At 72.1% G+C, this 25467-nt stretch carries 21 protein-coding genes, 3 tRNA genes and 1 riboswitch; of the genes, 12 read left to right on the plus strand and 12 right to left on the minus strand.

Annotated elements, in window-relative coordinates:
• The first annotated feature begins 17 nt into the window (after window positions 1-17).
• Complete coding sequence (locus QM788_RS11955; RefSeq protein WP_415661700.1) at window positions 18-1157, plus strand: BMP family ABC transporter substrate-binding protein; 1140 nt, start codon at window positions 18-20, stop codon at window positions 1155-1157.
• Window positions 1158-1183: 26 nt separating this feature from the next.
• Window positions 1184-2257 carry an adenosine deaminase gene (locus QM788_RS11960; protein ID WP_415661701.1) on the plus strand — a complete coding sequence of 358 codons (1074 nt, stop codon included), beginning with the start codon at window positions 1184-1186 and terminating at the stop codon, window positions 2255-2257.
• A 103-nt stretch (window positions 2258-2360) separates the two neighbouring features.
• Here QM788_RS11960 and QM788_RS11965 read toward each other — a convergent pair whose 3' ends face one another.
• The 4 genes from QM788_RS11965 to mfd all read right to left on the minus strand — a co-directional run bounded on the left by QM788_RS11965 (window position 2361) and on the right by mfd (window position 7054).
• Window positions 2361-2552 (minus strand): hypothetical protein, encoded by a 192-nt coding sequence (locus QM788_RS11965; protein WP_415661702.1) that lies wholly within the window; start codon window positions 2550-2552, stop codon window positions 2361-2363.
• Between the two features lie 216 nt (window positions 2553-2768).
• On the minus strand, window positions 2769-3194 hold the full coding sequence (locus QM788_RS11970; protein WP_415661703.1) for a putative toxin-antitoxin system toxin component, PIN family: 426 nt from the start codon (window positions 3192-3194) through the stop codon (window positions 2769-2771).
• Window positions 3191-3424: a CopG family transcriptional regulator gene (locus tag QM788_RS11975; protein ID WP_415661704.1), complete on the minus strand. Its 234-nt coding sequence runs from the start codon at window positions 3422-3424 to the stop codon at window positions 3191-3193. Before QM788_RS11975 ends, QM788_RS11970 begins: the two co-directional genes overlap by 4 nt.
• 78 nt (window positions 3425-3502) lie before the next feature.
• A complete protein-coding gene (gene mfd, locus QM788_RS11980) occupies window positions 3503-7054 on the minus strand; it encodes a transcription-repair coupling factor (RefSeq protein ID WP_415661705.1) in 3552 nt (1183 codons plus the stop codon).
• Between the two features lie 120 nt (window positions 7055-7174).
• Between mfd and QM788_RS11985 the strand changes: the two genes are divergently transcribed.
• On the plus strand, window positions 7175-8947 hold the full coding sequence (locus QM788_RS11985) for a DUF885 domain-containing protein (RefSeq protein ID WP_415661706.1): 1773 nt from the start codon (window positions 7175-7177) through the stop codon (window positions 8945-8947).
• A 22-nt stretch (window positions 8948-8969) separates the two neighbouring features.
• Here the strand turns inward: QM788_RS11985 and QM788_RS11990 are convergent, their stop codons facing one another.
• Window positions 8970-9569: a chalcone isomerase family protein gene (locus tag QM788_RS11990; RefSeq protein ID WP_415661707.1), complete on the minus strand. Its 600-nt coding sequence runs from the start codon at window positions 9567-9569 to the stop codon at window positions 8970-8972.
• Between the two features lie 68 nt (window positions 9570-9637).
• Window positions 9638-10675 carry an RNA methyltransferase gene (locus tag QM788_RS11995; RefSeq protein ID WP_415661708.1) on the minus strand — a complete coding sequence of 346 codons (1038 nt, stop codon included), beginning with the start codon at window positions 10673-10675 and terminating at the stop codon, window positions 9638-9640.
• 91 nt (window positions 10676-10766) lie between these two features.
• Between QM788_RS11995 and QM788_RS12000 the strand changes: the two genes are divergently transcribed.
• Genes QM788_RS12000 through ispD form a run of 3 tightly spaced genes read left to right on the plus strand, consistent with a single transcriptional unit; the run spans window position 10767 to window position 13236 of the window.
• Window positions 10767-11516: a class II aldolase/adducin family protein gene (locus QM788_RS12000; protein ID WP_415661709.1), complete on the plus strand. Its 750-nt coding sequence runs from the start codon at window positions 10767-10769 to the stop codon at window positions 11514-11516.
• 48 nt (window positions 11517-11564) lie between these two features.
• Window positions 11565-12512, plus strand: a complete 948-nt coding sequence (locus QM788_RS12005) for a bestrophin family protein (protein ID WP_415661710.1) — start codon at window positions 11565-11567, stop codon at window positions 12510-12512.
• A gap of 7 nt (window positions 12513-12519) precedes the next feature.
• Window positions 12520-13236, plus strand: a complete 717-nt coding sequence (ispD, locus tag QM788_RS12010) for a 2-C-methyl-D-erythritol 4-phosphate cytidylyltransferase (RefSeq protein WP_415661711.1) — start codon at window positions 12520-12522, stop codon at window positions 13234-13236.
• Here ispD and QM788_RS12015 read toward each other — a convergent pair.
• Window positions 13209-15401: a patatin-like phospholipase family protein gene (locus tag QM788_RS12015; RefSeq protein ID WP_415661712.1), complete on the minus strand. Its 2193-nt coding sequence runs from the start codon at window positions 15399-15401 to the stop codon at window positions 13209-13211. The two genes, ispD and QM788_RS12015, sit on opposite strands and share 28 nt — an antisense overlap.
• Window positions 15402-15441: 40 nt before the next feature.
• Between QM788_RS12015 and ispF the strand changes: the two genes are divergently transcribed.
• Window positions 15442-15942, plus strand: a complete 501-nt coding sequence (gene ispF / locus QM788_RS12020; protein WP_415661713.1) for a 2-C-methyl-D-erythritol 2,4-cyclodiphosphate synthase — start codon at window positions 15442-15444, stop codon at window positions 15940-15942.
• A gap of 16 nt (window positions 15943-15958) precedes the next feature.
• On the opposite strand, the gene QM788_RS12025 is transcribed toward ispF, so the two are convergent.
• Both QM788_RS12025 and ompR read right to left on the minus strand, forming a co-directional pair.
• Window positions 15959-17278, minus strand: a complete 1320-nt coding sequence (locus QM788_RS12025) for an ATP-binding protein (protein WP_415661714.1) — start codon at window positions 17276-17278, stop codon at window positions 15959-15961.
• Between the two features lie 73 nt (window positions 17279-17351).
• Window positions 17352-18086: a two-component system response regulator OmpR gene (gene ompR, locus QM788_RS12030; RefSeq protein WP_415661715.1), complete on the minus strand. Its 735-nt coding sequence runs from the start codon at window positions 18084-18086 to the stop codon at window positions 17352-17354.
• 143 nt (window positions 18087-18229) lie between these two features.
• Here ompR and QM788_RS12035 point away from each other — a divergent pair, with 143 nt between their 5' ends.
• The 5 genes from QM788_RS12035 (at window position 18230) to QM788_RS12055 (ending at window position 21985) form a co-directional block, all read left to right on the plus strand.
• Complete coding sequence (locus QM788_RS12035; RefSeq protein ID WP_415661716.1) at window positions 18230-18940, plus strand: SIMPL domain-containing protein; 711 nt, start codon at window positions 18230-18232, stop codon at window positions 18938-18940.
• 110 nt (window positions 18941-19050) lie between these two features.
• Window positions 19051-19147: riboswitch (TPP riboswitch) on the plus strand.
• 120 nt (window positions 19148-19267) lie between these two features.
• A complete protein-coding gene (locus tag QM788_RS12040; RefSeq protein WP_415661717.1) occupies window positions 19268-21331 on the plus strand; it encodes a TonB-dependent siderophore receptor in 2064 nt (687 codons plus the stop codon).
• Window positions 21332-21367: 36 nt separating this feature from the next.
• Window positions 21368-21443 (plus strand) — tRNA-Asn (locus tag QM788_RS12045).
• A gap of 60 nt (window positions 21444-21503) precedes the next feature.
• Window positions 21504-21579: transfer RNA gene (locus QM788_RS12050), tRNA-Asn, on the plus strand.
• Window positions 21580-21640: 61 nt separating this feature from the next.
• The gene (locus tag QM788_RS12055; protein WP_415661718.1) at window positions 21641-21985 is read left to right on the plus strand and encodes a zinc ribbon domain-containing protein YjdM; all 345 of its coding nucleotides are present in this window, start codon (window positions 21641-21643) and stop codon (window positions 21983-21985) included.
• 185 nt (window positions 21986-22170) lie between these two features.
• Here QM788_RS12055 and QM788_RS12060 read toward each other — a convergent pair.
• The 3 genes from QM788_RS12060 to QM788_RS12070 all read right to left on the minus strand — a co-directional run bounded on the left by QM788_RS12060 (window position 22171) and on the right by QM788_RS12070 (window position 25463).
• Window positions 22171-22247 (minus strand) — tRNA-Val (locus QM788_RS12060).
• A 34-nt stretch (window positions 22248-22281) separates the two neighbouring features.
• Complete coding sequence (locus QM788_RS12065; RefSeq protein WP_415661719.1) at window positions 22282-24573, minus strand: RelA/SpoT family protein; 2292 nt, start codon at window positions 24571-24573, stop codon at window positions 22282-22284.
• Window positions 24570-25463, minus strand: coding sequence for an alpha/beta fold hydrolase (locus QM788_RS12070; RefSeq protein ID WP_415661720.1), 894 nt, complete (start codon window positions 25461-25463; stop codon window positions 24570-24572). The genes QM788_RS12065 and QM788_RS12070 overlap by 4 nt, the downstream gene beginning before the upstream one ends.
• Window positions 25464-25467: the final 4 nt, after the last annotated feature.

The following is a 25467-nucleotide window of genomic DNA, read 5'->3' on the forward strand; positions in this document are numbered from 1 at the left end:
CCTCCCAGGAGAAACGCATGACATCCCTCGCCACCCGCCGGACCTTCGCGCTCGCCGCGCTGGCCGCCGCCGCCGCGCTCGCCGCCTGCTCGAAGCAGGAGGAGGCCCCGGCCGCCGCGCCGGCCGCGCCCGAGGCCGCCGCGAAGCCCGAGCCGCTGAAGATCGCCTTCGCCTACGTCGGCCCGGTGGGGGACGGCGGCTGGACCTTCGCCCACGACAACGCCCGCAAGGCGCTGGAGCAGGAGTTCGGCGACAAGATCGCCACCACCTTCGTCGAGAAGGTGCCCGAGGCGGCCGACGCCGAGCGCGTCTTCAACGACCTCGTCGGCCAGGGCAACAAGCTGATCTTCGGCACCACCTTCGGCTACATGGAACCCATGCTCAAGGTCGCGGCCGAGCACAAGGACGTGAAGTTCGAGCATGCCACCGGCTACAAGACCGCCGAGAACCTGCGCACCTACGACAGCCGCACCTACGAGGGCGCCTACCTCGCCGGCGTCATCGCGGGCGCGATGACCAAGACCAACACCGTCGGCGTGGTCGGCTCCGTCCCCATCCCCGAGGTCATCCGCAACATCAACAGCTTCACGCTGGGCGCGCAGAGCGTGAACCCCAAGATCAAGACCAAGGTGGTCTGGGTCAACGAGTGGTTCGACCCGCCGAAGGAAACCGAGGCCGCGGTCGCGCTGATCAACGGCGGCGCCGACGTGCTGATGCAGAACACCGACTCGGCCGCCGTGCTGAAGACCGCCGAGGAAAAGGGCAAGCGCGCCTTCGGCTGGGACTCCGACATGCGGGCCTACGGCCCCAAGGCCCACCTCGGCTCGGCCGTCATCAACTGGGCGCCGTACTACATCCAGTCCACGCGCGACGCGCTGGACGGCAAGTGGGCCACCGGCAAGGCCTGGTGGGGCGTCAAGGAAGGCGCGATCGACCTCGTCGGCATCGCCGACGACGTGCCGGCCGACGTCAAGGCCAAGGTCGATGCGGCCAAGGCCGGCCTCAAGGACGGCAGCTTCTCGATCTGGAAGGGCCCCATCGCCGACAACACCGGCAAGGAAGTGCTGGCCAAGGACACCGTCGCCGACGACGCCTTCCTCGGCGGCATCAAGTTCTTCGTCAAGGGCGTCGAGGGCAAGGTTCCGGGGGTGCAGTAAGCACCGGCGTGCAGGAGGTGGGGCGCATGGCTGCCGACATCGACTTCGACCGCATCCCGCGCTCCGCCGTTCCCGGCCTGCTGGCCCGCGCGCCCAAGGCCGAACTGCACATGCACATCGAGGGCTCGCTGGAGCCCGAGCTGATCTTCGCGCTGGCCGCGCGCAACGGCGTGGCGCTGCGCCACGCCAGCATCGACGCGCTGCGCGCGGCCTACGCCTTCACCGACCTGCAGAGCTTCCTGGACATCTACTACGCCGGGGCCAGCGTGCTGCTGCACGAGCAGGACTTCTACGACCTGGCCTGGGCCTACTTCGAGAAGGCGGCCGCGGACAACATCGTCCACGCCGAACTGTTCTTCGACCCGCAGACGCACACGGCGCGCGGCGTGCCCATCGGCGCCGTCATCGAAGGGCTGTCGCGCGCCTGCGCCGATGCGCGCGCCCGGCTGGGCGTCAGCGCGGCGCTGATCCTGTGCTTCCTGCGCCACCTCAGCGAGGAGGATGCCCTCGCCACCTTGGCGCAGGCGCTGCCCTACCGCGGGCACTTCATCGGCGTGGGGCTGGACAGCGCCGAGCGCGGCCACCCGCCGGGCAAGTTCCAGCGCGTGTTCGCCCGCTGCGCCGCGTTGGGCCTGCGCCGGGTGGCGCATGCCGGCGAGGAGGGGCCGCCCGCCTACATCGAAGAGGCGCTGGACCTGCTGGGCGTGGCGCGCATCGACCACGGCGTGCGCGCCGTCGAGAGCCCGGCGCTGATGGCGCGCCTGGCGCGCGAGCGTGTGCCGCTGACGGTGTGCCCGCTGTCCAACGTGAAGCTCCGCGTCGTGCCCGACCTGGCGGCGCACCCGCTGCCGCAGATGCTCGCGGCGGGACTGGCGGTGACCGTCAATTCCGATGACCCGGCCTACTTCGGCGGCTACCTGAACCAGAACCTGCTGGCGCTCTTCGACGCCCAGCCCCGATGGGGCGCGCGCGAGGCCTATCGGCTGGCGCGCAACAGCCTGGAGGCCAGCTTCGCACCGCCGCCGGCCCAGGCCGCATGGATCGCGGCGCTGGACGCCGAGTTCCGGCAGGCGGCGCTTTGGAGCGGCGGGCGCCCATAGCCGTTGGGGTTCGCCGGCCCACCCCAGCCTGCCGGGCTGCGGCGTTGCGACGGTGAAGGCATGGGTGACGAGGCCGCTGAAGCAGGCGCCGGGGCAGATCAATTCAGCGCTGGCAGGCACAAGGACGCTGTCCTGCGTCTGCCTGGTCTGCGGCCCGCCGACGTTGTCGCGTCATGCCATGGTGGTCAGCCGGGCGGATCAGCAACTGCCCCAATGCCAGCTTGATGATGGCCGACGCTTGGGCGGCGTTCTGCGGGTCGATGCCCATTCGCTCGCGCAGGCTGGCGTTGGTCATGCGTTGACCACTGACGTACTTGTTGACCACTGACGTACTTGAGCGCCGCATGCTGGTAACAGGCGCGCACGCGCTCCTGCGGCGTCATCTCGGCGAACCTGCGCGGTGCATACAGCACGGCCCGCACCGCCTCCCCCTCCACCACCCGGAAGTCCGGGGGCGGCAACTGGTGCAGTTCCACCGTCACCAGCACCTTGTCGACCCCCGTGCCCCGCGTCATGAAAGTGGGCATTGATCCAGCCATTGGCGCGGACTGAAGATGCGCTGCGGCCAGTCCTTAGAGGCCAGCAGGCGGGCATCGCCGGTGACCAGCGCCAGGTCGTCGCGAACCGCCAGCAGCCCCCACAAATGCTGATCGCCGGGGTCGGGCGACGGGGGGGCGGTCGTGGCGGTCAGCACGATGGCGTGCAAGGCCAGGTCGGTCAGCACGGTTTCCACCTCTTCGGCGGACAAGCCGTGCAGCTCGCGCAGCTTGGGGCGGCACAACACGTCGCGGTATTCGGCCAGCAACTCGCCCGACACCACATAGGCGAACCGCGCCGCCAGCATGCCGTCAAGGATTTGCGCCGTCGGCGCTTGTGCATCGGCCGTCAGCAGGCCGGCCACGAGCACATTCGTGTCGATGATGACCGGCGCGGTCATCGGCGCTGTTGTCGGGTTTCCTGCAGGGCCAGTTGCATGGCGTCGGCTTCGCCCAGTTTGCTGTGCTGGCGCGCACGCTGCACCAGGCTCCGCGCTTCTTCACGGGTCTTGATGCCGTAGAACTCCAGGCTTTCGTCGATCAGTTGCCCGATCGACTTGCCGCGCCGGGCCGAAGCCTCTTTCAGCGCGAGATAGCGCGATTCGCTCAAGGTGATGGTCAGGCGGCTCATGGCGGCGAGTTCGTGATTTGGTGTTTTTGCACCGTAGCACAGCGGCGACTTGTTCGGGCGCCCATTCCTCGGCCGCCCTCATCGCGGCGATGTCGGCTGCCCCAGCAGCCGCAACACCTCCCGCACCGCCTGCGCGCGGTCCTGCGGGCTGGAGAGCATCTTCTCGACGCGCAGCTTCTCGTTGCCGACGAGCTTGATGTTGCGGTTCTTCTGCACCAGTTCGATGACGCGCATCGGGTCGATGGGCGGGTTGGGGCGGAAGCCGATGTTGATGACGGCCGGCGACGCATCGACCTTGATGACGCCGTAGGGCCGGGCGAGCACGCGCAGCCGGTGCAGGTCGAACAGCGTCTGGCCCTGCGTGGGCAGCTTGCCGAAGCGGTCGGTGATCTCCTCCAGCATCGCGTCGATGGCTTCAGGCTTCTCGGCCGTGGCCAGGCGCTTGTACAGGCTCAGCCGCACCTGCACGTCGCCGCAGTAGGCGTCGGGCAGCAGCGCGGGCGCGTGCAGGTTGATCTCGGTGTTCGTCGAGAACGCGCCGGTGGGCGACAGCAGGTCGGGCTCGCGGCCGCTCTTCAGCGCGCGCACGGCCTCGGCCAGCATGTCGTTGTAGAGCTGGAAGCCGACCTCCATCATGTTGCCGCTCTGGTTGTCGCCCAGCACCTCGCCCGCGCCGCGGATCTCCAGGTCGTGCATTGCGAGGTAGAAGCCCGAGCCCAGTTCCTCCATCGCCTGGATGGCGTCCAGCCGCTGCGTGGCCTGCTTGGTCAGGCCCTGCAGGTCCGGCACCATCAGGTAGGCATAGGCCTGGTGGTGGCTGCGGCCGACGCGGCCTCTGAGTTGATGCAACTGCGCGAGGCCGAATTTGTCGGCGCGGCTGATGACGATGGTGTTGGCGCTGGGCACGTCGATGCCGGTCTCGATGATGGTGGAGCACAGCAGCAGGTTGTGCTTGCCCTGCACGAACTCGCGCATCACGCGCTCCAGTTCGCGCTCGGGCATCTGGCCGTGCGCGACGACGATGCGCGCCTCCGGCAGCAGTTCTTCGAGCTTCTGGCGCCGGTTCTCGATGGTCTCGACCTCGTTGTGCAGGAAGTAGACCTGCCCGCCGCGCTTCAGTTCGCGCAGCACGGCCTCGCGGATGGTGCCGCTGCTCTCGGCGCGCACGAAGGTCTTGATCGCCAGCCGCCGCTGCGGCGCGGTGGCGATGACGCTCAGGTCGCGCAGCCCCTCCAGCGCCATGCCGAGGGTTCTGGGAATCGGCGTGGCGGTCAGCGTCAGCACGTCCACCTCGGCGCGCAGTGCCTTCATCGCCTCCTTGTGACGCACGCCGAAGCGGTGTTCCTCGTCGATGACGAGCAGGCCCAGGCGCTTGAACTTCACGTCGGCGGACAGCAGCTTGTGCGTGCCGACGACGATGTCGATGCTGCCGTCGGCGATGCCTTCCATCGCCGCCTTGATCTCCTTGGCCGAGCGGAAGCGGCTCATCTCCGCGACCTTGACGGGCCAGGCGCCGAAGCGGTCGGCGATGTTCTGGTAGTGCTGCTCGGCCAGCAGCGTGGTCGGCGCGAGGATGGCCACCTGCCGGCCGCCCATCACCGCGACGAAGGCCGCGCGCAGCGCCACCTCGGTCTTGCCGAAGCCCACGTCGCCGCAGACGAGGCGGTCCATCGGCTTGGGCGAGATCATGTCCTGGATGACGGCGTGGATCGCGGCGCGCTGGTCCGGCGTCTCCTCGAAGCCGAAACTCGCGGCGAAGGCTTCGTAGTCGTGCGGCGAGTAGCGGAAGGCGTGGCCCTCGCGCGCGGCGCGGCGGGCGTAGAGGTTGAGCAGTTCGGCCGCCGTGTCGCGCACCTGCTCGGCGGCCTTGCGCTTGGCCTTCTCCCACTGGCCGGAGCCGAGCCGGTGCAGCGGCGCCTCTTCCGGCGACACGCCGGTGTAGCGGCCGATCAGATGCAGTTGCGCGACCGGCACGTAGAGCGTCGCCTTGTCGGCGTATTCCAGGTGCAGGAATTCGCTCTTCTCCCCGTCGCCGAGGTCGATGTTGACGAGGCCCTGGTAGCGCCCGATGCCGTGGTTGATGTGCACGACCGGGTCGCCCACCTTCAGTTCGGACAGGTCCTTGATCAGCGCGTTGACGTCGCTGGCCTGCTCCTGCTTGCGGCGGCGGCGCGTGGTGGGCGTCGTCGCGAACAGCTCCGTCTCGGTGATGAGCTGGACGGGCCACTCGGCATCGTTCCAGAAGAAGCCCTGGGCCAGCGGTGCGGCGGTGATGGCGTACTTCTCGTCGCTGGCCCAGAACTCGGCGAGGCCGGACACCGACGGCGGGTCGATCTTGTGGTCGCGCAGCTGCTCCAGCAGGCTCTCGCGCCGGCCCTCGCTCTCGGCCAGCAGCAGCACCCGGTGCGGCGTGGCGCGGAGGTGCGCTTCCAGGCGGGCCAGCGGCTCCTGCGCGCCGCGCTCGACGCTGACGTCGGGCAGCGGCCGCGCGAAGTCCACCGGCTCCGCGCCGCGCACCGACAGCACCGCGTGCGGCCTGGCCAGGCCGAAGAACTCCTCGGCCGTCAGGAAGATGTCCTGCGGCGGCAGCAGCGGCCGCTCGGGGTCGTGCTGCAGGAAGCGGTGGCGCTCCCGGGTGTCGGTCCAGAAGCGCTGGATGGCCTCGTCCACCTCGCCGTGCAGCGCCAGGCCGGCCTCGGCGCCCAGGTAGTCGAACACGCTGGCCGTCTGCTCGAAAAAGATGGGCAGGTAGTACTCGATGCCGCCGCTGGCCAGCCCCTCGCCGATGTCGCGGTACAGGCGCGCCTTGGTCGGGTCGCCGTCCATCTTCTCGCGCCAGCGGTTGCGGAAGGCCTTGCGCGCCGCCTCGTCCATCGGGAACTCGCGGCCCGGCAGCAGCCGCACCTCGGGCACCGGGTAGAGGCTGCGCTGGCTGTCGGGGTCGAAGACGCGGATGGAGTCCACCTCGTCGCCGAACAGGTCCACGCGGTAGGGCACGCTGGACCCCATCGGGAACAGGTCGATCAGCCCGCCGCGCACCGCGTACTCGCCCGGCTGCACGACCTGGCTGACGTTGGTGTAGCCGGCCAGCGTCAACTGACTGCGCAGCGAGGCCTCGTCGAGGCGCTGCTTCTGCCTGAAGTTGAAGGTGGTGCCGGCCAGGAAGCTCGGCGGCGCCAGCCGCGCGAGCGCCGTGCTCGCCGGCATCAGCACCACGTCGATGCGGCCCTGTGAGCCCCCAGGCTGCGGCGTTGCCGCAGCCGCCCCCCCGAGGGGGCGCGCCTCGTCTTGGGGCGGCCCGGCGACTCGGCGGGTCTTCTGCGACTGCAGCAACTCCCACAGCGTCGCCAGCCGCTCCGAGATCAGGTCCTGGTGCGGGCTGAAGCTGTCGTAGGGCAGGGTCTCCCAGTCGGGGAAGACGGCGACCTTCAGCGCCGGCGCGAAGAAGGCCAGCTCGTCCTCCAGCCGCTGCGTGTCGCCCGGCTCGGCGGTGAACACGGCGGCCAGCCGGCCGGCGCTGCGCTGCTGCTGCACGAAGCGTGCGAGCAGCAGCGCGTCGGCGGAGCCCAGCGGGCGGGGATGGGTGAATTTCTTGCCCGGCTGGATCACCGGCAGCGAGGGGAGCGGCATGCGGACCTACAAACGACGACAGCCCCGGACGCGGGGCTGGGCGGGATTTTATGGACAGCATGCCCTTCGGCAGCGGGCGGGCGGCTCGCCTAGCATCCCGGCCTTCACACCGGAGATCCCATGCGCCGCCGCCACGCCCTGAGCCTGCTCGCTTCCTCACTGGCCCTGCCGCTGGCCGCGCCGGCCGCCTCCGACGAAAGCCGGCGCTTCCACCAGTGGCTGGACGCGCAATGGGAGCAGACCCTGAAGCGCCAGCCGCTGCTCGCCACCTCGCTGGGCGATCCGCGCTACAACGGCCTGCTCGTCGACACCACCACCGCCGCCTACCGCGCCGACGCGCTGCGCGACCTGCACCGGCAACTGCTGGTGCTGGCCGGCTTCCGCAAGGCGCAGCTCGACCCGCGGGACCGCATCTCCCACGCGATCCTCGAACGCGACCTGGAGCAGCGCCTGGCCGGCGCGCGCTTCCCCGACTGGATGCAGCCGCTGAGCCAGCTCGACGGCCTGCCGGCGATGCTCGCGCAGATGGGCTCGGGCCAGTCCATCCAGCCCTTCCGCACGACGCGGGACTACGACGACTGGCTGCAGCGCCTGGCGCGGGCCGTGCCGATGTTCGACGGCACGATCGCCAACATGCGCGCGGGCCTGAAGGCCGGCGTGACCCAGCCGCGCGCCGTCATGGAGAAGGTGCTGGCCCAGCTGCAGGCGCTGGCCGTCGGCGAGCCCGAGCAGAGCCTGTTCTGGGGCCCCGTCAAGGACTTCCCCGACGCCGTGCCCGCCGCCGAGCGCGAGCGCCTCACGGCCGCGATGCGTGCGCTGCTGGCCACGCAGGTGCTGCCCGCCTACGCGCGCCTGCTCGCCTTCGTGCGCGACGAGTACCTGCCACGGGCGCGCACCAGCACGGCCTGGTCCGCGCTGCCCGACGGCAAGGCCTGGTACGCCTACCGCGTGCGCCAGGCCACCACGCTGGCGCTGACGCCCGACGAGATCCACGCCATCGGCCTGCAGGAGGTGGCGCGCATCCTCGGCGAGATGGACCGCGTGCGCCGGCAGGTGGGCTTTGCCGGCGACCTGAAGGCCTTCTTCAGGCACCTGCAGGACGACCCGCAGTTCTACTTCACCCGGCCCGAGGACCTGCTCGCCGGCTACCGCGCGCTGCAGCAGAAGATCAACGGCCTGACGCCGAAGCTTTTCGACATCGCCCCCAAGGCCGACTACGAGGTCCGCGAGGTCGAGGCCTTCCGCGCCGAGAGCGCGGCCGGCGCCTCCTACCAGGAGCCCTCGGCCGACGGCTCGCGGCCCGGCGTGTTCTACGTCAACACCTTCAACCTGAAGGCCCAGCCCCGCTTCGGCATGGAGACGCTGTCGCTGCACGAGGCCTCGCCCGGCCACCATTTCCAGATCAGCATCGCGCAGGAGGACACGACCCTGCCGGCCTTCCGCCGCTTCGGCGTCAACTACTCCGCCTACGTGGAAGGCTGGGCGCTGTACGCCGAGAGCCTGGGCCAGGAGCTGGGCCTGTTCACCGACCCCTACCAGTGGTACGGCCGGCTGTCCGACGAGCAGCTGCGCGCGATGCGGCTGGTGGTGGACACCGGCCTGCACGCCAAGGGCTGGACGCGCGAGCAGGCCATCCGCTACATGCTCGACAACTCCTCGATGGCCGAGAGCGACGTGGTCTCCGAGGTGGAGCGCTACATCGCCTGGCCGGGCCAGGCGCTGGGCTACAAGATCGGCCAGCTGGAGATCAGCCGGCTTCGCGCCGAGGCCACGGCGGCGCTCGGCGCGAAGTTCGACGTCAAGGGCTTCCACCGCGTCGTGCTGACCGCAGGCCAGGTGCCGCTGCCGGTGCTGCGCGAGCTGGTCATGGACTGGGTGAAGGCCTCGCGCTGACGCGGCCGGCGGGCATCGCGGCTCAGTCCCTGCCGCCGTCCAGCAGCGCGTCGCGCAGCGGGCGGTCGGCCGGCGCGTCGCCGAACCAGATGCGCAGCACCAGCGTGAAGAACTCGTCGTCGCCCACCGGCTCGCCCTGCGGCTGGCCCTGGATGTAGAACTGCGTGCCCTTGCCGGGGATGAAGTCCATCGCGAAGCTGTCGCCGGCCACCAGCTTGGGCTTGCCGGAGAAGATCTCGATCAGGCGGGTCGTCGCCAGCGTGTGGCGGGTCATCTGCGCGCTGGGCGTGTTGTCGCCCATGCCGCGCAGGAACAGGCGCCCCAGGTCCGTGCCGGCCAGTTCGCGCAGCGCGACGAACTGCAGCCGCTTGGGGCCGGGCAGCGCCAGCAGCTCGGCCGGCGTGGCGGCGCGCCGCGGGGTGTAGAGCGCCATGTCGTAGGCCTTGAACACCAGGCGCACCCGCGTGCCCTTGCCGTTGAGCTGCAGCGTGCTGCCGTCCAGCTGGGCCGTGGGGGCGAATTTGTTCACCGTCGGCGCGGCGCCGGCCTGCAGGCTGGCGGCCGTCGCGGCGATCAGGGCGGCCGCGCGCAGGCGCGAGGGCAGGGTCTGAAGCGGGGTCATGTCTCCTCCGGATGGGTGCTCGCGGCGCTGCGCATTCTGCGGGCGTTGCCGCGCCGGCGGGCGCGCCGTCAGGCGTGAATCTTCACCACCCGCGCCGGCCGGCCGACGGCTTCGCGGGCGCGCAACTGGCCGCAGCCGCCGTCCACGTCCTGGCCGGCGGAGTCGCGCAGCTTGGTCAGCACGCCGCGCGCCGACAGCTCGGCGGCGATGGCGCGGGCGCGCTCCCAGCCGGGGCGCCGGAACGGCAGGCCGGGCGCCGTGTTGAACGGGATCATGTTCAGCAGCCCGTAGCGGCCTTTCAGCAGGCGCACGATGCCGTCCAGCTCGTCCGCGCCGTCGTTGACGCCGTCCAGCAGCGTCCACTGGTACTGCACCGGATAGCCGCTGGCGCGGGCGTAGGCGTCGGCGGCCGCCACCAGCGCCTCGGGCGCCAGCCGCGGCGCGCGCGGCAGCAGCGCGGCGCGCTTGGCGGCGTCGCTGGTGTGCAGCGACAGCGCCAGCGCCGGCTTCACCTCGGCCGCGTGCAGCGCCGCGAACGCGCGCTCGTCGCCCACCGTGGAGAACACCAGCTGCTTGTGCGCGAAGCCGCCCTCGCGGCCCAGCAGCGCGATCGCGTCCAGCACGCTGGCGAGGTTGTGCGCGGGCTCGCCCATGCCCATGAACACCACCTTGCGCAGCCGCGGCTGCTTCTGCCGCGCGACGACCACCTGGGCCACGATCTCCGCGCTGCCCACCTGGCGGATCAGGCCCTCGGTGCCGGTCATGCAGAACCGGCAGCCCACCGCGCAGCCCACCTGGCTGGACACGCACACGCCCTCGCGCGGCAGCAGCACCGTCTCCACGGTCTGGCCGTCGGCCAGGCCCAGCAGCAGCCGGGCGGACTGGTCGTCCGCGCCCGGGTGCTCGCTGCGCAGCCGCACCAGGCCGTGCAGCTCGGCGAGCAGGCCCGGCAGCGCGTCCAGCACCGGCTTCGGCAGCCAGCCGGACAGCGCGGGCCGGCCGGCGTCCAGCGGCAGGCCGCGCACCCAGTGGCGCAGCACGCGGGATTCGTGGGCGGGCTTGGCGCCCAGCGCGCGCAGGCGCTGGCGGAGGTCGGCGATCAGCATGGCGGCGCGATTGTCCGCGCAGCCGCGCAGGCGACACCGCGCTTCCGGGGCGGCGCACTATGCTGGCCCGCACGACCACCCAGGAGACGCCATGGCCCGACCCGCCACCACCAGCCCCGAGGAGTGGGCCGTCCGCTGCGACCTCGCGGCGCTGTACCGCCTTACCGCGCTGTACGGCTGGGACGACCTCATCTTCACCCACATCTCCGCCCGCGTGCCCGGGCCGGCGCACCACTTCCTGATCAACCCCTACGGGATGATGTTCGAGGAGATCACGGCCAGTAGCCTCGTCAAGGTGGACGCGGCGGGCGAGAAGGTCGAGCCCAGCGACTACGACATCAACCCCGCCGGCTTCACGATCCACAGTGCCGTCCACGCCGCGCGCGACGACGCCCGCTTCGTCATGCACCTGCACACGGTGGCCGGCGTGGCGGTCAGCGCGCAGCAGGGCGGCCTGCTGCCGCTGTCGCAGCACAGCCTGTTCCCGCTGGCCTCGCTGAGCTACCACGACTACGAAGGCGTGGCGCTGAACCCCGACGAGAAGGTGAGGCTGGTCGCCGACCTCGGCGCCACCTCGCTGATGATCCTGCGCAGCCATGGCCTGCTGACACTGGGCCACAGCGCGGCGGACACCTTCCTGAAGATGTTCATGCTGCAGCGCGCCTGCGAGATCCAGCTCGCCGCGCAGGCCGGCGGCGGCGCGCTGATCCAGATCCCCGCGCCCATCCTGGCCGGCATCCGCGCGCAGAGCGACCGGGTCATGCGCGGCAGCGGCGCCGAGCTGGCCTGGCCCGGCCTGCTGCGCCGCCTGGCGCGCCAGAACCCCGGGCACGACGACTGAGCCTGCGCCGACGGCTGACGGCGCCGCGGCATCGGGAACAATGCCGCCATGATTCTTCGCGAGCGCCCCCGGGGCTGGCAGCTTTTCTTCGTGCTGCGCGGCTCCATCCTGACGCGCATCCGTGGCGTGCTGCTGGTCAACGTGCTGCTGGCCGTGGTCGTCACGGCCGCCCACCAGGCCCTGGCCAGCCACCACGCGGTGCTGGTGTCGACCATCCCCTTCACGCTGATGGGGCTGCCGCTGGCCATCTTCCTGGGCTTCCGCAACAGCGCCTGCTACGACCGCTTCTGGGAGGCGCGCAAGCTCTGGGGCGAACTGCTGCTGCGCTCGCGCAACCTGGCCCGCCAGGCGCTGCACCTCATCGACCTGCCGGCCCCGCCGCCCGGCCCGCGCGACCTGGCCGACGTGCGCGTGCGACTGGTGCTGCGCACGCTGGCCTTCTGCGTGACGCTCAAGCACCTGCTGCGCGACCGGCCCGCCGACGACACCGGCCTGGACGGCCTGCTGCAGCGGGACGAGCGCCTGGCGCTGGCCGGCGCGGCCAACCGGCCCGCCACGCTGATGATGAACATGGGCGCCGACCTGGCGCGCTGCCGCCGCGACGGCAGCCTCGACAGCCTGCGTGCGCTGCAGATCGACGACACCCTGTCCGCGCTGACCGCGGCGGCGGCCGGCTGCGAGCGCATCAGGAACACGCCGCTGCCCTTTTCCTACGCGCTGCTGCTGCACCGCACCGCCTACCTCTACTGCTTCCTGCTGCCTTTCGGGCTGGTCGACTCCATCGGCCTGATGACGCCGCTGGTCGTCGCCATCGTGGCCTATACCTTCTTCGGCCTGGACGCGCTGGGCGACGAGATCGAGGAGCCCTTCGGCCTGCTGGCCAACGACCTGCCGCTGGACGCGATCTGCCGCGGCATCGAGATCGACCTGCGCCAGGCGCTGGGCGATGCCGACACGCCACCGGCGCTAAAGCCGGTGGACTACCTGCTGCTCTGAGGTCGCCGTGACGTCACTTCCACCGCGCCCACCGCGCTGCTACGCCCTCGTCCCCGCCGCCGGCATCGGCGAGCGCGCCGGGGCCGGCGGCCCCAAGCAATACGTCGAGATCGCCGGCCGGCCGATGCTGGCGCACACGCTGGCCGCGCTGGCCGCCGTGCCGCGCATCGTGCAGACGCTGGTGGTGCTGTCGCCGGCCGACGACCGCTTCGAGGCCGCGCTGCCCGGCCACGCGGGCTGGGTGGCCCGCGTCGGCGGCGCCAGCCGCGCCGAGAGCGTGTTGGGCGGCCTGGCCGAACTGCGTCGGCGCGGCGTGGCGGACGGCGACTGGGTGCTGGTGCACGACGCGGCGCGCTGCCTGCTGCGCCCGGCCTGGGTGGACGCGCTCATCGACGCCTGCCTCGGCGACGCGGTGGGCGGCCTGCTGGCCCAGCCCATCGCCGACACGCTGAAGGCCGGCGATGCCGGCGGCCGCGTCGCCGCCACCGTGGACCGCCGCGGCAAATGGGCCGCGCAGACGCCGCAGATGTTCCGCCTCGGCCTGGTGGAGCGCGCGCTGGCGGCGATGGGCGCGGCCGCCACCGACGAGGCCAGCGCCGTCGAGGCGCTGGGCCTGGCGCCGCAGCTGGTGCGCGCGTCCATGGCCAACTTCAAGGTGACCTGGCCGGAGGACTTCGAGCTGGCCGGCCGCTGGCTTCACCAGGTGGGGCCGAGCAGCAGGTAGGCGGCCGACTCGCCGCCGCGCGTCGATCCCACGGCCAGGTAGAACGGCCCGAAGCGGGTGTCCACGCTGAGGAAGCCGCTGGCCGCCTGCTGCCAGCCGCTGCGCGGCAGGTTGCGCAGGCTCAGGCCGGCGCCGTCGCCCACCGCGCCGGTCTCCAGCGAGAAGCCCACGCGCACCGCGCCGCCCAGGCCGCGCGGCATCTCGCCGATGCGCCGCGCCATCACGACGCGGGCCAGCGCCATGTTCTCGCCCAGCAGCGCGCCGTCCGGCGTGCCCGACAGCCGCAGGTAGCCGCCCAGCGAGCGCGCCATGCCGCGCTCGGCGTGCGCCAGCTCGCCGTACAGCTGGCCCGCCCATTCGCCCAGGCGGAACGCCGCGAGGCCGATCAGCGACACGTTGACGACATGCTCCTCGCCGCGCGGCTGCAGCCATTCGATGCGCGCGGTCGTCCACTGCCCGCGGCTCGGGAAGGCGAGCGAGTCCAGCGTGTCGGTGTGGAACTCGACGTACTGCTGGCCGTAGGACTGCGAGCGCCGCGCGCCGTCCGGCACCACGGGCAGCACCACCTCGTTGCTGGCGCGCAGCCGGCCCAGGCCGACGCGCAGGTCGCCGAGGCCGGCGACGCGGCGGCCCAGCTCCAGCTGCGCGCTCGTCAGGCTGCTGGACAGGCGCAGCGCGCGCTGGCCCTGGTAGAACACGTCGTTGCTGCCGGCCTCGTAGCCCGCCTTGGCGGCGGCGAACCAGCGCGAGCCCGGGCCCAGCGGCTGGTAGAACTCGGTGTTCAGGCCGCGCGTGGAGCCGATGCGCGCCACCGTGCGCAGCTCCGCGCCCCAGCGGTTCATCCAGTTGGCCACGTGCATGGCCACCAGCGAGTAGCTGCTGGCGTCGGCGAAGTTGCTGTACAGCTCCAGCCCGAGGCGCAGGCGGCTGGCGGCCCAGTCGGCCTCGGTGAGCTTGAGCTCGACGTGGCGGCGGCCGTCGCGGTCGGCGATGGCCATCTCGATGCGGTCGAAGTCGCCGGTGCCGTCGAGCTGCTCGACGGCGCGGTTCAGCTCGGCGCTGGCCACCGGCGCGCCGGGCAGCAGCGCCAGCTCGGCGCCGAGCGCGTCGGCGCTCAGGCGCTGCGTGCCGGTGATGCGCAGCTCGCCCAGCGGCAGCGCCGGCAGCGCCTCGTCGGGCGGCGCCAGGCGCTGGCGCTGCAGCGCCGCCTGCGCGCCGGGCGCGGCCAGCGCGGCCAGCCGCGCGCCGGCCGCCAGCGCGGCGCGGCGGCCCGTGGCGATGGCGTCGCCGGCCTGCGCGAAATCCATGAAGCCCATGCTGCCGAGGTCGGGGTCGATGACGATGTCCTGCGACCGCAGCTCGGCCAGCGAGCGCTGCACGTTCTGCTCGGTCAGGATCTGCAGCATCTGATTGGCCACCGCCACGGCGCTGGTGATCTCGCGGTCTTCCAGCAGCGGCGTGCCGACGTTGACGGCGATGACGACCTCCGCCCCGAGCTGGCGCGCCAGGTCGATGGGCAGGTTGCGCACCAGGCCGCCGTCCACCAGCGGCCGGCCGCCGACGCGCAGCGGCGCGAACACGCCGGGCACGGCCATCGAGGCGCGCAGCGCCAGGAACAGCGGCGTGTCCGCCTGGTCCAGCATCGCGCCGGAGAGCAGGTCGGTGGCGACGGCGCGGAACGGGATGGGCAGCCTGCGCAGCGGCGCCTCGGCGCGGGTGGCGGGCAGCAGGGCCGACAGCGTCGCCTCCAGCCGGCCGTTGGCCGCGGCGCCGCTGGGCAGCATGGCGCCGCGCTCCAGGTTGAAGCCGAACTCGATGCGCGAGGGCAGGCGCTCGTCGTCCTCGCGGCGGCGGATGGAGAGGCGGTCGCGGTCGGGTCGGTCGGTCAGGATGGCGTCCCAGTCCAGCGATTTCGCCAGCGTCTCCAGCTCGTCCACGCTGCGGCCGGCCGCGTAGGCGCCGCCGACCACGGCGCCCATGCTGGTGCCGACGATCAGGTCCACCGGTACCTGCATCTCCTCCAGCACGCGCAGCACGCCGATGTGGGCCAGGCCGCGGGCGCCGCCGCCGGACAGCACCAGGCCGATCCTGGGGCGGGGCGGCTCGGCCGCCAGGGCGGCGCCGGTGGCGAGGCCGATCAGGGCGAGGAGCAGCAGGCGTTTCATGACGGGGCGCACCATAGCAGCGTCCGCGAGAATCGCGGCCATGAACCTGCCACCCCTGCTGCCACCGCTGCGCGTCGGCGAGGGCTGGGACACCCACCAGCTCGTCACCGGCCGCCCGCTGATCCTCGGCGGCGTCGCCATCCCCCACACGCACGGGCTGCTCGGCCACTCCGACGCCGACGCATTGGCCCACGCCATCACCGACGCGCTGCTGGGTGCCGCGGCGCTGGGCGACATCGGCGGGCTGTTCCCCGACACCGCCGCCGAGTTCAAGGACGCCGACTCGATGCTGCTGCTCGCCGAGGCCTGCCGGCGCGTGCGCGCGGCGGGCTGGCAACTGGTGAACGTGGACGCCACCATCGTCGCCCAGGCGCCCAAGATGGCGCCGCACATCCCGGCCATGCGCGCCCGGCTGGCCGCCGCGCTGGGCGTGGAGGCGGCGCGCGTCAACGTGAAGGCCAAGACCGCCGAGAAGATGGGCCCGGTGGGCGAGGGCCGCGCGATCGAGGCGCGCGCGGTGTGCCTGCTGGCCGCAGTCTGAGAGCTTGAGCGCTGAGTCAGGCCGCCTGCAGGCGCAGCACGGTCAGCAGGCCGCCGCCTTCGGCGTTGCCGATGGTCAGCCGGCCGCCCAGGCGCTGCACCGATTTGTCGACGATGGCCAGGCCCAGGCCGGCGCCGCTGGCGGCGGTGCGGGCGGCGTCGCCGCGGTAGAAGGGCGTCGTCAGCCGCGCGAGGCGGTCGGGCGGCACGCCGGGGCCGTGGTCGCGCACGCGCAGCTCCACCCAGGCGCCGTGGCGCGCGGCGCCCACCTCGACGCGCGCCGGCTCGCCGTCCGCATGGCCGTAGCGGCGCGCGTTCTCGAACAGGTTCAGCAGCACGCGGCCCAGCTCGGTGTCGTCCGCCAGCACCTTCAGCGCCGGGTTGACGTGGACGTGGATGCGGATCTGCTCGGGGTCGCGGAAGCCCTGGGCCTCGCGCTCGACGATCTCGGCCAGCCGCGCCGGCTGCAGCCGCGTCTCGTTGGGGCGCGCGTAGTCCATGAACTTGTTGATGATGGCGTCGAGCTGGTCGATGTCCTGCGCCATGAAGTGCCGGGCCTGCTCGTCGTCCACGCTCATCTCGGTCTCCAGCCGCAGGCGCGCCAGCGGCGTGCGCAGGTCGTGCGAGATGCCGGCCAGCATGACGGCGCGGTCCTCCTCCAGCTTGGCCAGTTCGCGGGCCATGCGGTTGAAGCCCATGTTGACCTCGCGGATCTCGCTGGTCATCGTGGTCTCGTCCAGCCGCGAGTCGTACTCGCCGTCGCGGATGCGGCCGGCGGCGTCGGCCAGCTCGCGCAGCGGCTGGTTGATGAGCCGGGCGATCAGCGCCGAGCCCACCGCGGTGGCCAGCAGCGCGATCAGCACCCACCACCAGTTGGTGGCCAGCGAGAGGGTCACCGGCGTGGCGCTGGTGCGCAGCCAGAAGGCGTCCTCGCCGACGCTGTAGCGCACCCACAGGCCGGCGGTGCCGTTGACGCTGCGCGCGACGACGGTGTCCGGCCCCAGCGCGCGGCGCAGCTCGGCGGCGAGCTGCTTGGAGAAGGGGCTGGTGTCATAGGGCAGCCAGCGGTCGCGGGTCTCGGCCACGCGCACCTGCACCGTGTCGCCGCGCGCCAGCGAGCTGATGACGGCCACGCGGTTGATCGGGTCGGTGTGCTCCAGCGCGACGCGGCTGAGCTTGACCAGGCCGGCCAGCTGCTCGGCCGACTCCAGCGCGCGCGGCTCGGCCTCCAGCGCCTTGAAGGTCTGCTGCCAGGCCAGCACCGCGCCGAACAGCAGCAGCGCCAGCCAGGCGAAGGTACGCCAGAAGAGGTTCAGCGCGAGGTGGGGGCGGGCCATCGGTCAGGCGTGCGGTGTCGGGCCGGGGCGCCGGGCCTGCCCGCGTGCGGCGGGGCGCGGCCGGGCGGGGGGCTCAGGCGTTCTCATCGGGCACGAACACATAGCCCACGCCCCAGACGGTCTGGATGTAGCGCGGCTGGGCCGGGTCGGCCTCCAGCATCTTGCGCAGGCGAGAGATCTGCACGTCCAGGCTGCGGTCGAAGGGCTCGAACTCGCGGCCGCGCGCGAGCTGGGCCAGCTTGTCGCGCGACAGCGGCTGGCGCGGGTGGCGCACCAGCGTCTTCAGCATCGAGAACTCGCCGGTGGTCAGCGGCAGCTGCTCGCCGTTCTTGGTCAGGCGGCGCAGCGCGAGGTCGAACTCGAAGGGGCCGAAGCTCACCGTCATCGGCTCCTTGCTCGGCGCGCCCGGGGCTTCCAGCGGCGGGCGGCGGCGCAGCACCGCGTTGATGCGCGCCAGCAGCTCGCGCGGGTTGAAGGGCTTGGCCAGGTAGTCGTCCGCGCCCACCTCCAGGCCGACGATGCGGTCCACGTCCTCGACCTTGGCGGTCAGCATGATGATGGGCGTGGCGTCGTTGGCGGCGCGCAGGCGGCGGCAGATGGTCAGGCCGTCCTCGCCGGGCAGCATCAGGTCGAGCACGATCAGGTCCACCGTCTCGCGGGTGAGCTGCTTGTTCAGCGCGCGGCTGTCCTCGGCGAGCAGCACGTCGAAGCCCTCCTGCGTCAGGTAGCGGCGCAGCAGGTCGCGGATGCGGGCGTCGTCGTCGACGACGAGGATGCGGTTCTGGCGCGGTGTCGCGGTGGTGTTCATCGCCGGTCCTGAATTTGTAACAGCGGCATTGTGTGCAGGTTTGAAATGCCGCCCTGTAGGACGGCAGGCCAAGCTGGCCCGCGGGCGCCCGCAAGCGCAGGGGCGGGCGCTATGCTGCCGGTTCTGTTGAGAAAGGAGTCCCCATGCGCACTGCTGTTGCCCTGTCCACCGCCGCTCTGCTGGGTTCCGGCGCCGCCCTGGCCGCCGACGTGCCGCGCGAGCGGCTGAGCCTGTCCGCCAGCGCCAGCGCCGACGTCACGCGCGACGTGCTCGGCGTGGCCTTTTCCACCACCCGCGAGGGCAATGACGCCGCCGGCGTGCAGGCCGCGCTGAAGCAGGCGCTGGACGCGGCGCTGACCGAGGCGCGCAAGGTGGCCAAGCCGGGCCAGGTGAACGTGCAGACGGGCAGCTTCTCGCTGTACCCGCGCCACGATCCCAAGAGCGGCAAGCTCAACGGCTGGCAGGGCAGCGCGGAGCTGCTGGTGGAGGGGCGCGACACGGCGGCCATCGCCCAGCTCACCGGCCGCATCACCTCGCTGAGCATTGCGCGCGTGGGCTACAGCCTGTCGCGCGAAGCGCGCGAGCAGGCCGAGGCCGACATCACCGCGCAGGCCATCGCCCGCTACCGTGCCAAGGCCACCGAGTACGCCAAGCTGTTCGGCTACGGCAGCTATGTGCTGGGCGAGGTCAGCATCGCCAGCGACGAGGCGATGCCGGTGCCCATGATGGTCAAGGCCATGCGCATGAGCGCGATGGCGGACGAGGCGGCGCTGCCGACCGAGGCCGGCAAGGCCACCGTGACCGTGAACGTCAGCGGCAGCGTGCAGCTGGCGCGCGAGGCCGTGCAGCGCTGACGCGCGGCCGCCCAGCCGCGCGGCGGTCTGGCCCAGCCTTGGAGCTGGGTTTTTTTTCGCCCGCTCGGCGCCGGTAAGATCACGCCCGTCCAACCGCCGCAAGGCGGGTGGGCATCCGCTAGGGGTGTTGGCCGCAAGGCCGACTGAGACAGTCCCTTTGAACCTGATTGAGGTAATCCTCGCGCAGGGAAGCAGCCGAACCGCGGCCCCACTCCTGTCCCGTCTCCCGGGGGCCTGGCGTCTTCAGTGTTTGCCGACCTGCCATCGCTTTGCACTTCGATGGCACGACCTTCTCTTTCCGTTCTCGGCGCCGCCTCGGCGCTTTTCGTGGCCGGCGTCGCCGCCGCCCAGACCCTGCCCCAGGTCAGCGTGACCGGCAAGGCCAGCGAGGCCGCGCCCGGCCTGGCCGGCTTCGCCGACCCGCCCGCCCGGCTGCCGATGCAGGCCGTGAGCCTGTCGGCCGAGCGCCTGGCCGACCTGGGCATCGACAGGCTCTCGGGCCTCACCAAGCTCGACGCCTCCGTCTCCGACGCCTACAACGCCATCGGCTACTGGTCGCAGCTGAAGGTGCGCGGCTTCAACCTCGACAACCGCTTCAACCTGCGCCGCGACGGCCTGCCCATCAGCGGCGAGACGGCGCTGAGCCTGGCCAACAAGGCGTCCGTGGAGGTGCTGAAGGGCAGCTCCGGCATGCAGGCCGGCACCAGCGCGCCGGCCGGCCTGGTCAACCTGGTCGTGAAGCGGCCGCTGGCCGACGACGCGACGACGCTGACGCTGGGCACCGCCCAGGGCGGCACCGTGGACGCCAGCCTCGACCACTCGCAACGCTTCGGCGCCGGCCGCGAGTTCGGCCTGCGCGTGAACCTGGCCGCGGCGCACCTGGACCCGCCGCTGCGCGACACCCGGGGCAAGGCCCACACCGCCGCGCTGGCCGCCGACTGGCGCCTGGGCGCCGACACGCTGCTGGAGGCCGAGGTGGAATTCAACCGCCAGCGCCAGCCCAGCCAGGACGGCTTCAGCCTGCTGGGCAACCAGCTGCCCGACGCGCGCCGCATCGACCCGAAGCTCAACCTCAACAGCCAGCCCTGGACGCTGCCCGTCGTCTTCGACAACACGCATGCCTCGCTGCGCGTGCAGCACAAGCTCGCGGACGGGTGGCGCGCCCAGGCCGCCCTCGGTATCCAGCGCCTGCGCACCGACGACCGCAACGCCTTCGGTTTTGGCTGCAGCGCCGAGGACGACTACACCCGCTACTGCGCCGACGGCAGCTTCGACCTCTACGACTTCCGCAGCGAGAACGAGCACCGCGACACCACGTCGCTCGACGTCTCCGCCAGCGGCCCGGTGCAGTTCGCCGGCCTGCGCCACGACCTGACCGTGGGCGGCCTGGCCAGCCGGTTCAAGAGCCGCTTCCAGCGCCAGGCCTACAACTACGCCGGCATCGGCCACATCGACGGCAGCGCCGTCACGCCGCCCGCGCCGGAGCTGACCGACGAGAACACCAACCGCGACGAGCGCAGCCAGGAGCTCTACCTGCGCGACCGCGTGGCGCTGACGGCCGACACCAGCGCCTGGCTGGGCCTGCGCACCACGCGGCTGCACCGCGAGAGCGTGCGCACGGACGGCTCGCGCGCGACCGACTACCCGCAGACCGTCACCACGCCCTGGCTGGCCCTCAGCCACGCCATCGCCAGCGACTGGCTGGTCTACGCGAGCTGGGGGCAGGGCGTCGAGAGCGAAGTCGCGCCCAACCGGCCGCGCTACGCCAACGCCGGCCAGGCCCTGCCCGCGCTGAAGAGCCGCCAGACCGAGATCGGCCTGAAGACCGGCACCCAGCGCGTCGAAGGCGCGCTGACCGTGTTCGACATCCGCCGCCCGCTGTGGCGCGACATCGGCGATTGCGACGCCGACCTGAGCTGCGAACGCCGCGCCGACGGCCGCGCCCGCCACCGCGGCATCGAGGCCAGCGCGGACCTGAAATGGCGCGGCGGCGGCCTCTTCGCCAGCGCCACGCGCCTGCGCGCCCGCCGCGAAGGCAGCGCCGACGCCCAGCTCAACGGCCTGGTGCCGCCCAACGTGCCGCAGACCACCCTCAAGGCCCAGCTGCGCCAGGACCTGCTGCCCGGCCTGCAGGGGCAGCTCGGCCTGCAGCACGAAGGCCGCCGCTTCGCCACGCCCGACAACGCCATCCCGGTGCCCGCCTGGACGGTGGCCGACGCCGGCCTGCGCTACACCCAGGGCGTGGGCGGCCAGACCTGGATCTGGCGCGCCGCCATCGACAACCTGGCCAACCGCCGCGCCTGGCGCGAATCGCCCTGGCAGTTCGAGCACAGCTACCTCTATCCGCTCGCGCCGAGAACTTTCCGCGCCAGCCTGGAGGTCCGACTCTGACGCGGACGGAAAAACTGCTATAGTCGCGGGCTCTGTTCCTCGATAGCTCAGTCGGTAGAGCGCCGGACTGTTAATCCGTAGGTCCCTGGTTCGAGCCCAGGTCGGGGAGCCAACAGAACATTGCCAAGAACAGCCCGCCGCAACCGCACGGCGGGCACCGATACCGATCAATTCCTCGATAGCTCAGTCGGTAGAGCGCCGGACTGTTAATCCGTAGGTCCCTGGTTCGAGCCCAGGTCGGGGAGCCACATCAAAGCCTCATTCGCGCAAGCGGGTGGGGCTTTTTCTTTGTCGCCCAGGAGTGCTGCCATGTCCACCTTGCCCGCCTGTCCCCAGTGCCAGTCCGCCTACACCTACGAGGACGGCCCCCAACTGATCTGCCCCGAGTGCGGCCATGAATGGTCGGCCCAGGGGCCGGAGTCCGCCGCGGCCGAGGAGGCGCGCGTGATCCGTGACGCGGTGGGCAACGTGCTGCAGGACGGCGACACGGTCACCGTCGTCAAGGACCTCAAGGTCAAGGGCTCGTCGCTGGTCGTCAAGGTCGGCACCAAGGTCAAGAACATCCGCCTGGCCGAGGGCGACCATGACATCGACTGCAAGATCGACGGCATCGGCGCGATGGGGCTGAAGTCGGAGTTCGTGAAGAAGGCCTGACCGCCGCAGCCCGGGAGGGGCTTACCGGGATGCCCGCGGGCGGCTGCGGCTCACAGCCGGGCCATGGCCCCGGCACGCCATGACGCTGTGCCAGCGCAGGCTTGTTTCGCGCTGTCTCACGCGCGATCGCCGAAAAAACTAAAGGGTTAGCGTTTCCGCTAACCCTTTGTTTTTCCTACCGAATTTGGTAGGCGCGATTGGATTCGAACCAACGACCCCCACCATGTCAAGGTGGTGCTCTAACCAACTGAGCTACGCGCCTGGAGAGCTGCGCACTATAGCATGTTTTTTCGCGCTCACTTGCGACGTGCGGAGCGCACGCCGGAAATCGCGCAGAGATCGCGCAGCACCTTCCCCAGCCGGGACGCATCGGCCAGCTCCAGCGTGAAGCTCATCCAGGCCGTGTCGCCGCCGCCCGTGCGCGGTTTGGCCGCGCCGGGCCTGAGCGACTGGGTGTTCACCGCGACGACGTTCATCTTCTCCTTGGCGAACACTTCGAGCACGTCGCGCAGCAGGCCCTGGCGGTCGCCGGCCTCGACGAGCACGTCCACCGGGTAGACCGGGGCGGCCTTGCCCGGCCCGGCCGCCGCGTCGCCGCCGCCCCAGGCGACGGCGATGACGCGCTCCGGCGAGCGGCGCGTCATCTCCGCGAGGTTGCTGCAGTCGGCGCGGTGGATGGCCACGCCGCGGCCGCGCGTGACGAAGCCGCGGATGGCGTCCGGCGGCGCGGGCCGGCAGCAGCGCGACAGCGTGGTCATCAGCGAGTCGATGCCCACCACCAGCACGCCGCCGCGGCCGCCGGCGCCGCTGGCCGCGCTGCGCGTGTGCTTCTGCGCCAGCAGCGCGTCCTCGTCGGCGGCCGGCTCGGGCGGGCGCAGCAGCAGCTCGATGTTGCGCAGCGAGTACTCGTCCTTGCCAACCACCTCGAACAGCGCGTCCGCGCCCTTGAAGCCCAGCCGCGCGGCCAGCTCGTCGAGCTTGAGCGCCGTCCGGCCCTCGCGCTGCAGCAGCTTCTCGACCAGTTCCCGCCCGCGGGCGATGGTCTGCGCCTGCTGCAGCGCGTTGAACCAGGCGCGCACCTTGGCGCGCGAGCGCTGGCTCTGCAGGTAGCCGAGTTCGGGGTTGAGCCAGTCCAGCGACGGGCCGCCTTCCTTCGCGGCGGTGATCTCCACGGTCTGCCCGCTCAGCAGCTTCGTGTTCAGCGGCAGCATCTGGCCGTCGATGCGCGCGCCGCGGCAGCGGTGGCCGAGGTCGGTGTGCACCGCGTAGGCGAAGTCCACCGGCGTCGCGCCGGCCGCCAGCTCGACGATGGTGGCCTGCGGCGTGAAGACGTAGATGCGGTCGTCGAAGGCCGGGCCGCCGCCGCCGGCCTGCGCGTCCTGCACCGTGTCGCGCTCCCAGGCCAGCAGTTGGTTCAGCACGGCCTTGCGGGCGCGCGCGACCCGCTCCTCGAACTCCCCGGCCGCGCTGACGCCGGCATAGCCGCGCGCGCCGGCCTCCTTGTAGGCCCAGTGGGCGGCGACGCCGTGCTCGGCGTGGTCGTGCATCTCGCGCGTGCGGATCTGCACTTCCATGGCCCGGCCGTCCGGCCCCGCCACGACGGTGTGCAGCGACTGGTAGCCGTTGGGCTTGGGGCGGGCGATGTAGTCGTCGAACTCGCCGTGCACCGGCGTGTACAGCTCGTGCAGCCGGGCCAGCGCGGCGTAGCAGTCGGCCACGCTGCCGACGATGACGCGCAGCGCGCGCAGGTCGAACACGCGGTCCAGCGACAGGCCCTTGCCCTGCATCTTCTTGTGGATGCTGTAGAGGTGCTTGGGCCGGCCCTGCACTTCGGCGGCCAGGCCCTGCGCGCGCAGGTCGGCCTGCAGCGCGGCGCGCACGGCCTCCACGCGCTGCTCGCGCTCGACGCGGGTCTCGTCCAGCGCCCGGGCCAGCGCCTTGTACGTCTCGGGCTCGCGGAAGCGGAAGGCCAGGTCCTCCAGCTCCCACTTCACCTGCCAGATGCCCAGCCGGTTGGCCAGCGGCGCGAACACGGCCTGCGACTCGGCCGCCAGCTCGGGCGGGCAGGGCCGCTTGCTGGCGGCGTACCAGCGCAGCGTCTGCAGCCGCGACGCCAGGCGCAGCAGCACCACGCGCAGGTCGCGCGAGAAGGCCAGCAGCATCTTGCGCACGCGCTCGGTCTGCTCGGCCTGCTGGTCGCGCTTGCGGCCGTCCGGCGCCGCGGCGCCGCGTGCGGCGCGCTGCAGCTGCACGAGCCGACGGGTGTGCGTGACGAGGCTGGCGTAGCTGTCGCCGAAGGCCTTGGCCACCACCTCCTCCGGCCGGGTCAGGAAATCGCCCGCGTAGACGAGGTAGGCCGCCGCCTGCAGCTCCTGCGCGGCGCCGACGCCGTGCAGGATGGCGGCCACGCCGTCGGCGTGCGCCAGCGCGTTCTCGCCGGTGGTCAGCGCCTGGCCGGCCAGCAGCGGCTCGGCGAAGGCGCGCGCGCGGACGACCTCGGCCTGCGACTGCGATGGCGCCGCCCCCTCGTCCAGCAGCGCGACGATGGGCGCGGTAGCCGCGCCCTCGGGCATGGAGCCGGTCTTCATGGGGTCAGGAAGTCCCTCACGGCGGCGATCTGTTCCTTGTGGACCAGCGTGGGCGCATGGCCCACACCGGCGAATTCGACGAGGCGTGCGCGCGGGCCGCGCTGCGTCATCGCCTGCGCGGTTGCAGCGCTCAGCAGGTCGGACTCGGCGCCGCGCAGCAGCAGCGTGGGGCAGCGCAGCCCGTCGTAGGCGGCCCACAGCGCGGCCTCGCCCGCGGCGGCCAGCTCGGGCGTGACGGCCGCGAAGGGCAGGGCGATGGCCGGGTCGTAGCGCAGCCGCCATTCGCTGCCGTGCTCGCCGCGCGCCTCGGCGAACAGCGGCGCCGACAGCGACTGCCACTCGGCCTCGGTGTGCGGCCCGAAGCCCTCCGAGATGCTGCGCAGGTAGGCCGCGCCCTCGTCCAGCGACGCGAAGCGCGGCGCCTTGCCGACGTAGGCGCCGATGCGCTGCAGCGCCGCGTACTCGATGGCCGGGCCGACGTCGTTCAGCACCAGCCGGCGGACCGGGCCGGGCGCCCCGTCCGGCCCGCTCAGCGACGCCAGGCCGAGACCGATCAGGCCGCCCATGGACGTGCCCACCCAGTCCACCTGCGCCACGTCCAGCCGCGCCAGCAGCGTGACCATGTCGGCCACGTAGGCCGGCACCTGGTAGCCGGCGGGCTGGCGCAGCCAGTCGGAGCGGCCGCGGCCCGCCACGTCGGGGCAGATGACGCGGTAGCGGTGCTGCATCGCGCGGGCCAGCGCGTCGAAGTCGCGCCCCTGGCGGGTCAGGCCGTGCACGCACAGCAGCACGGGCGCGTCGGTGCCGGGGCCCGGCCACTCCCAGTAGGCCATGCGGTGCAGGCCGGCGGCGTCCAGGCAGGTGACGAAATTCAAGCGCGGTTCGGTCATGATG

The sequence above is a fragment of the Roseateles sp. genome, assembly GCF_047654785.1.
Classification (GTDB): domain Bacteria; phylum Pseudomonadota; class Gammaproteobacteria; order Burkholderiales; family Burkholderiaceae_C; genus Pelomonas.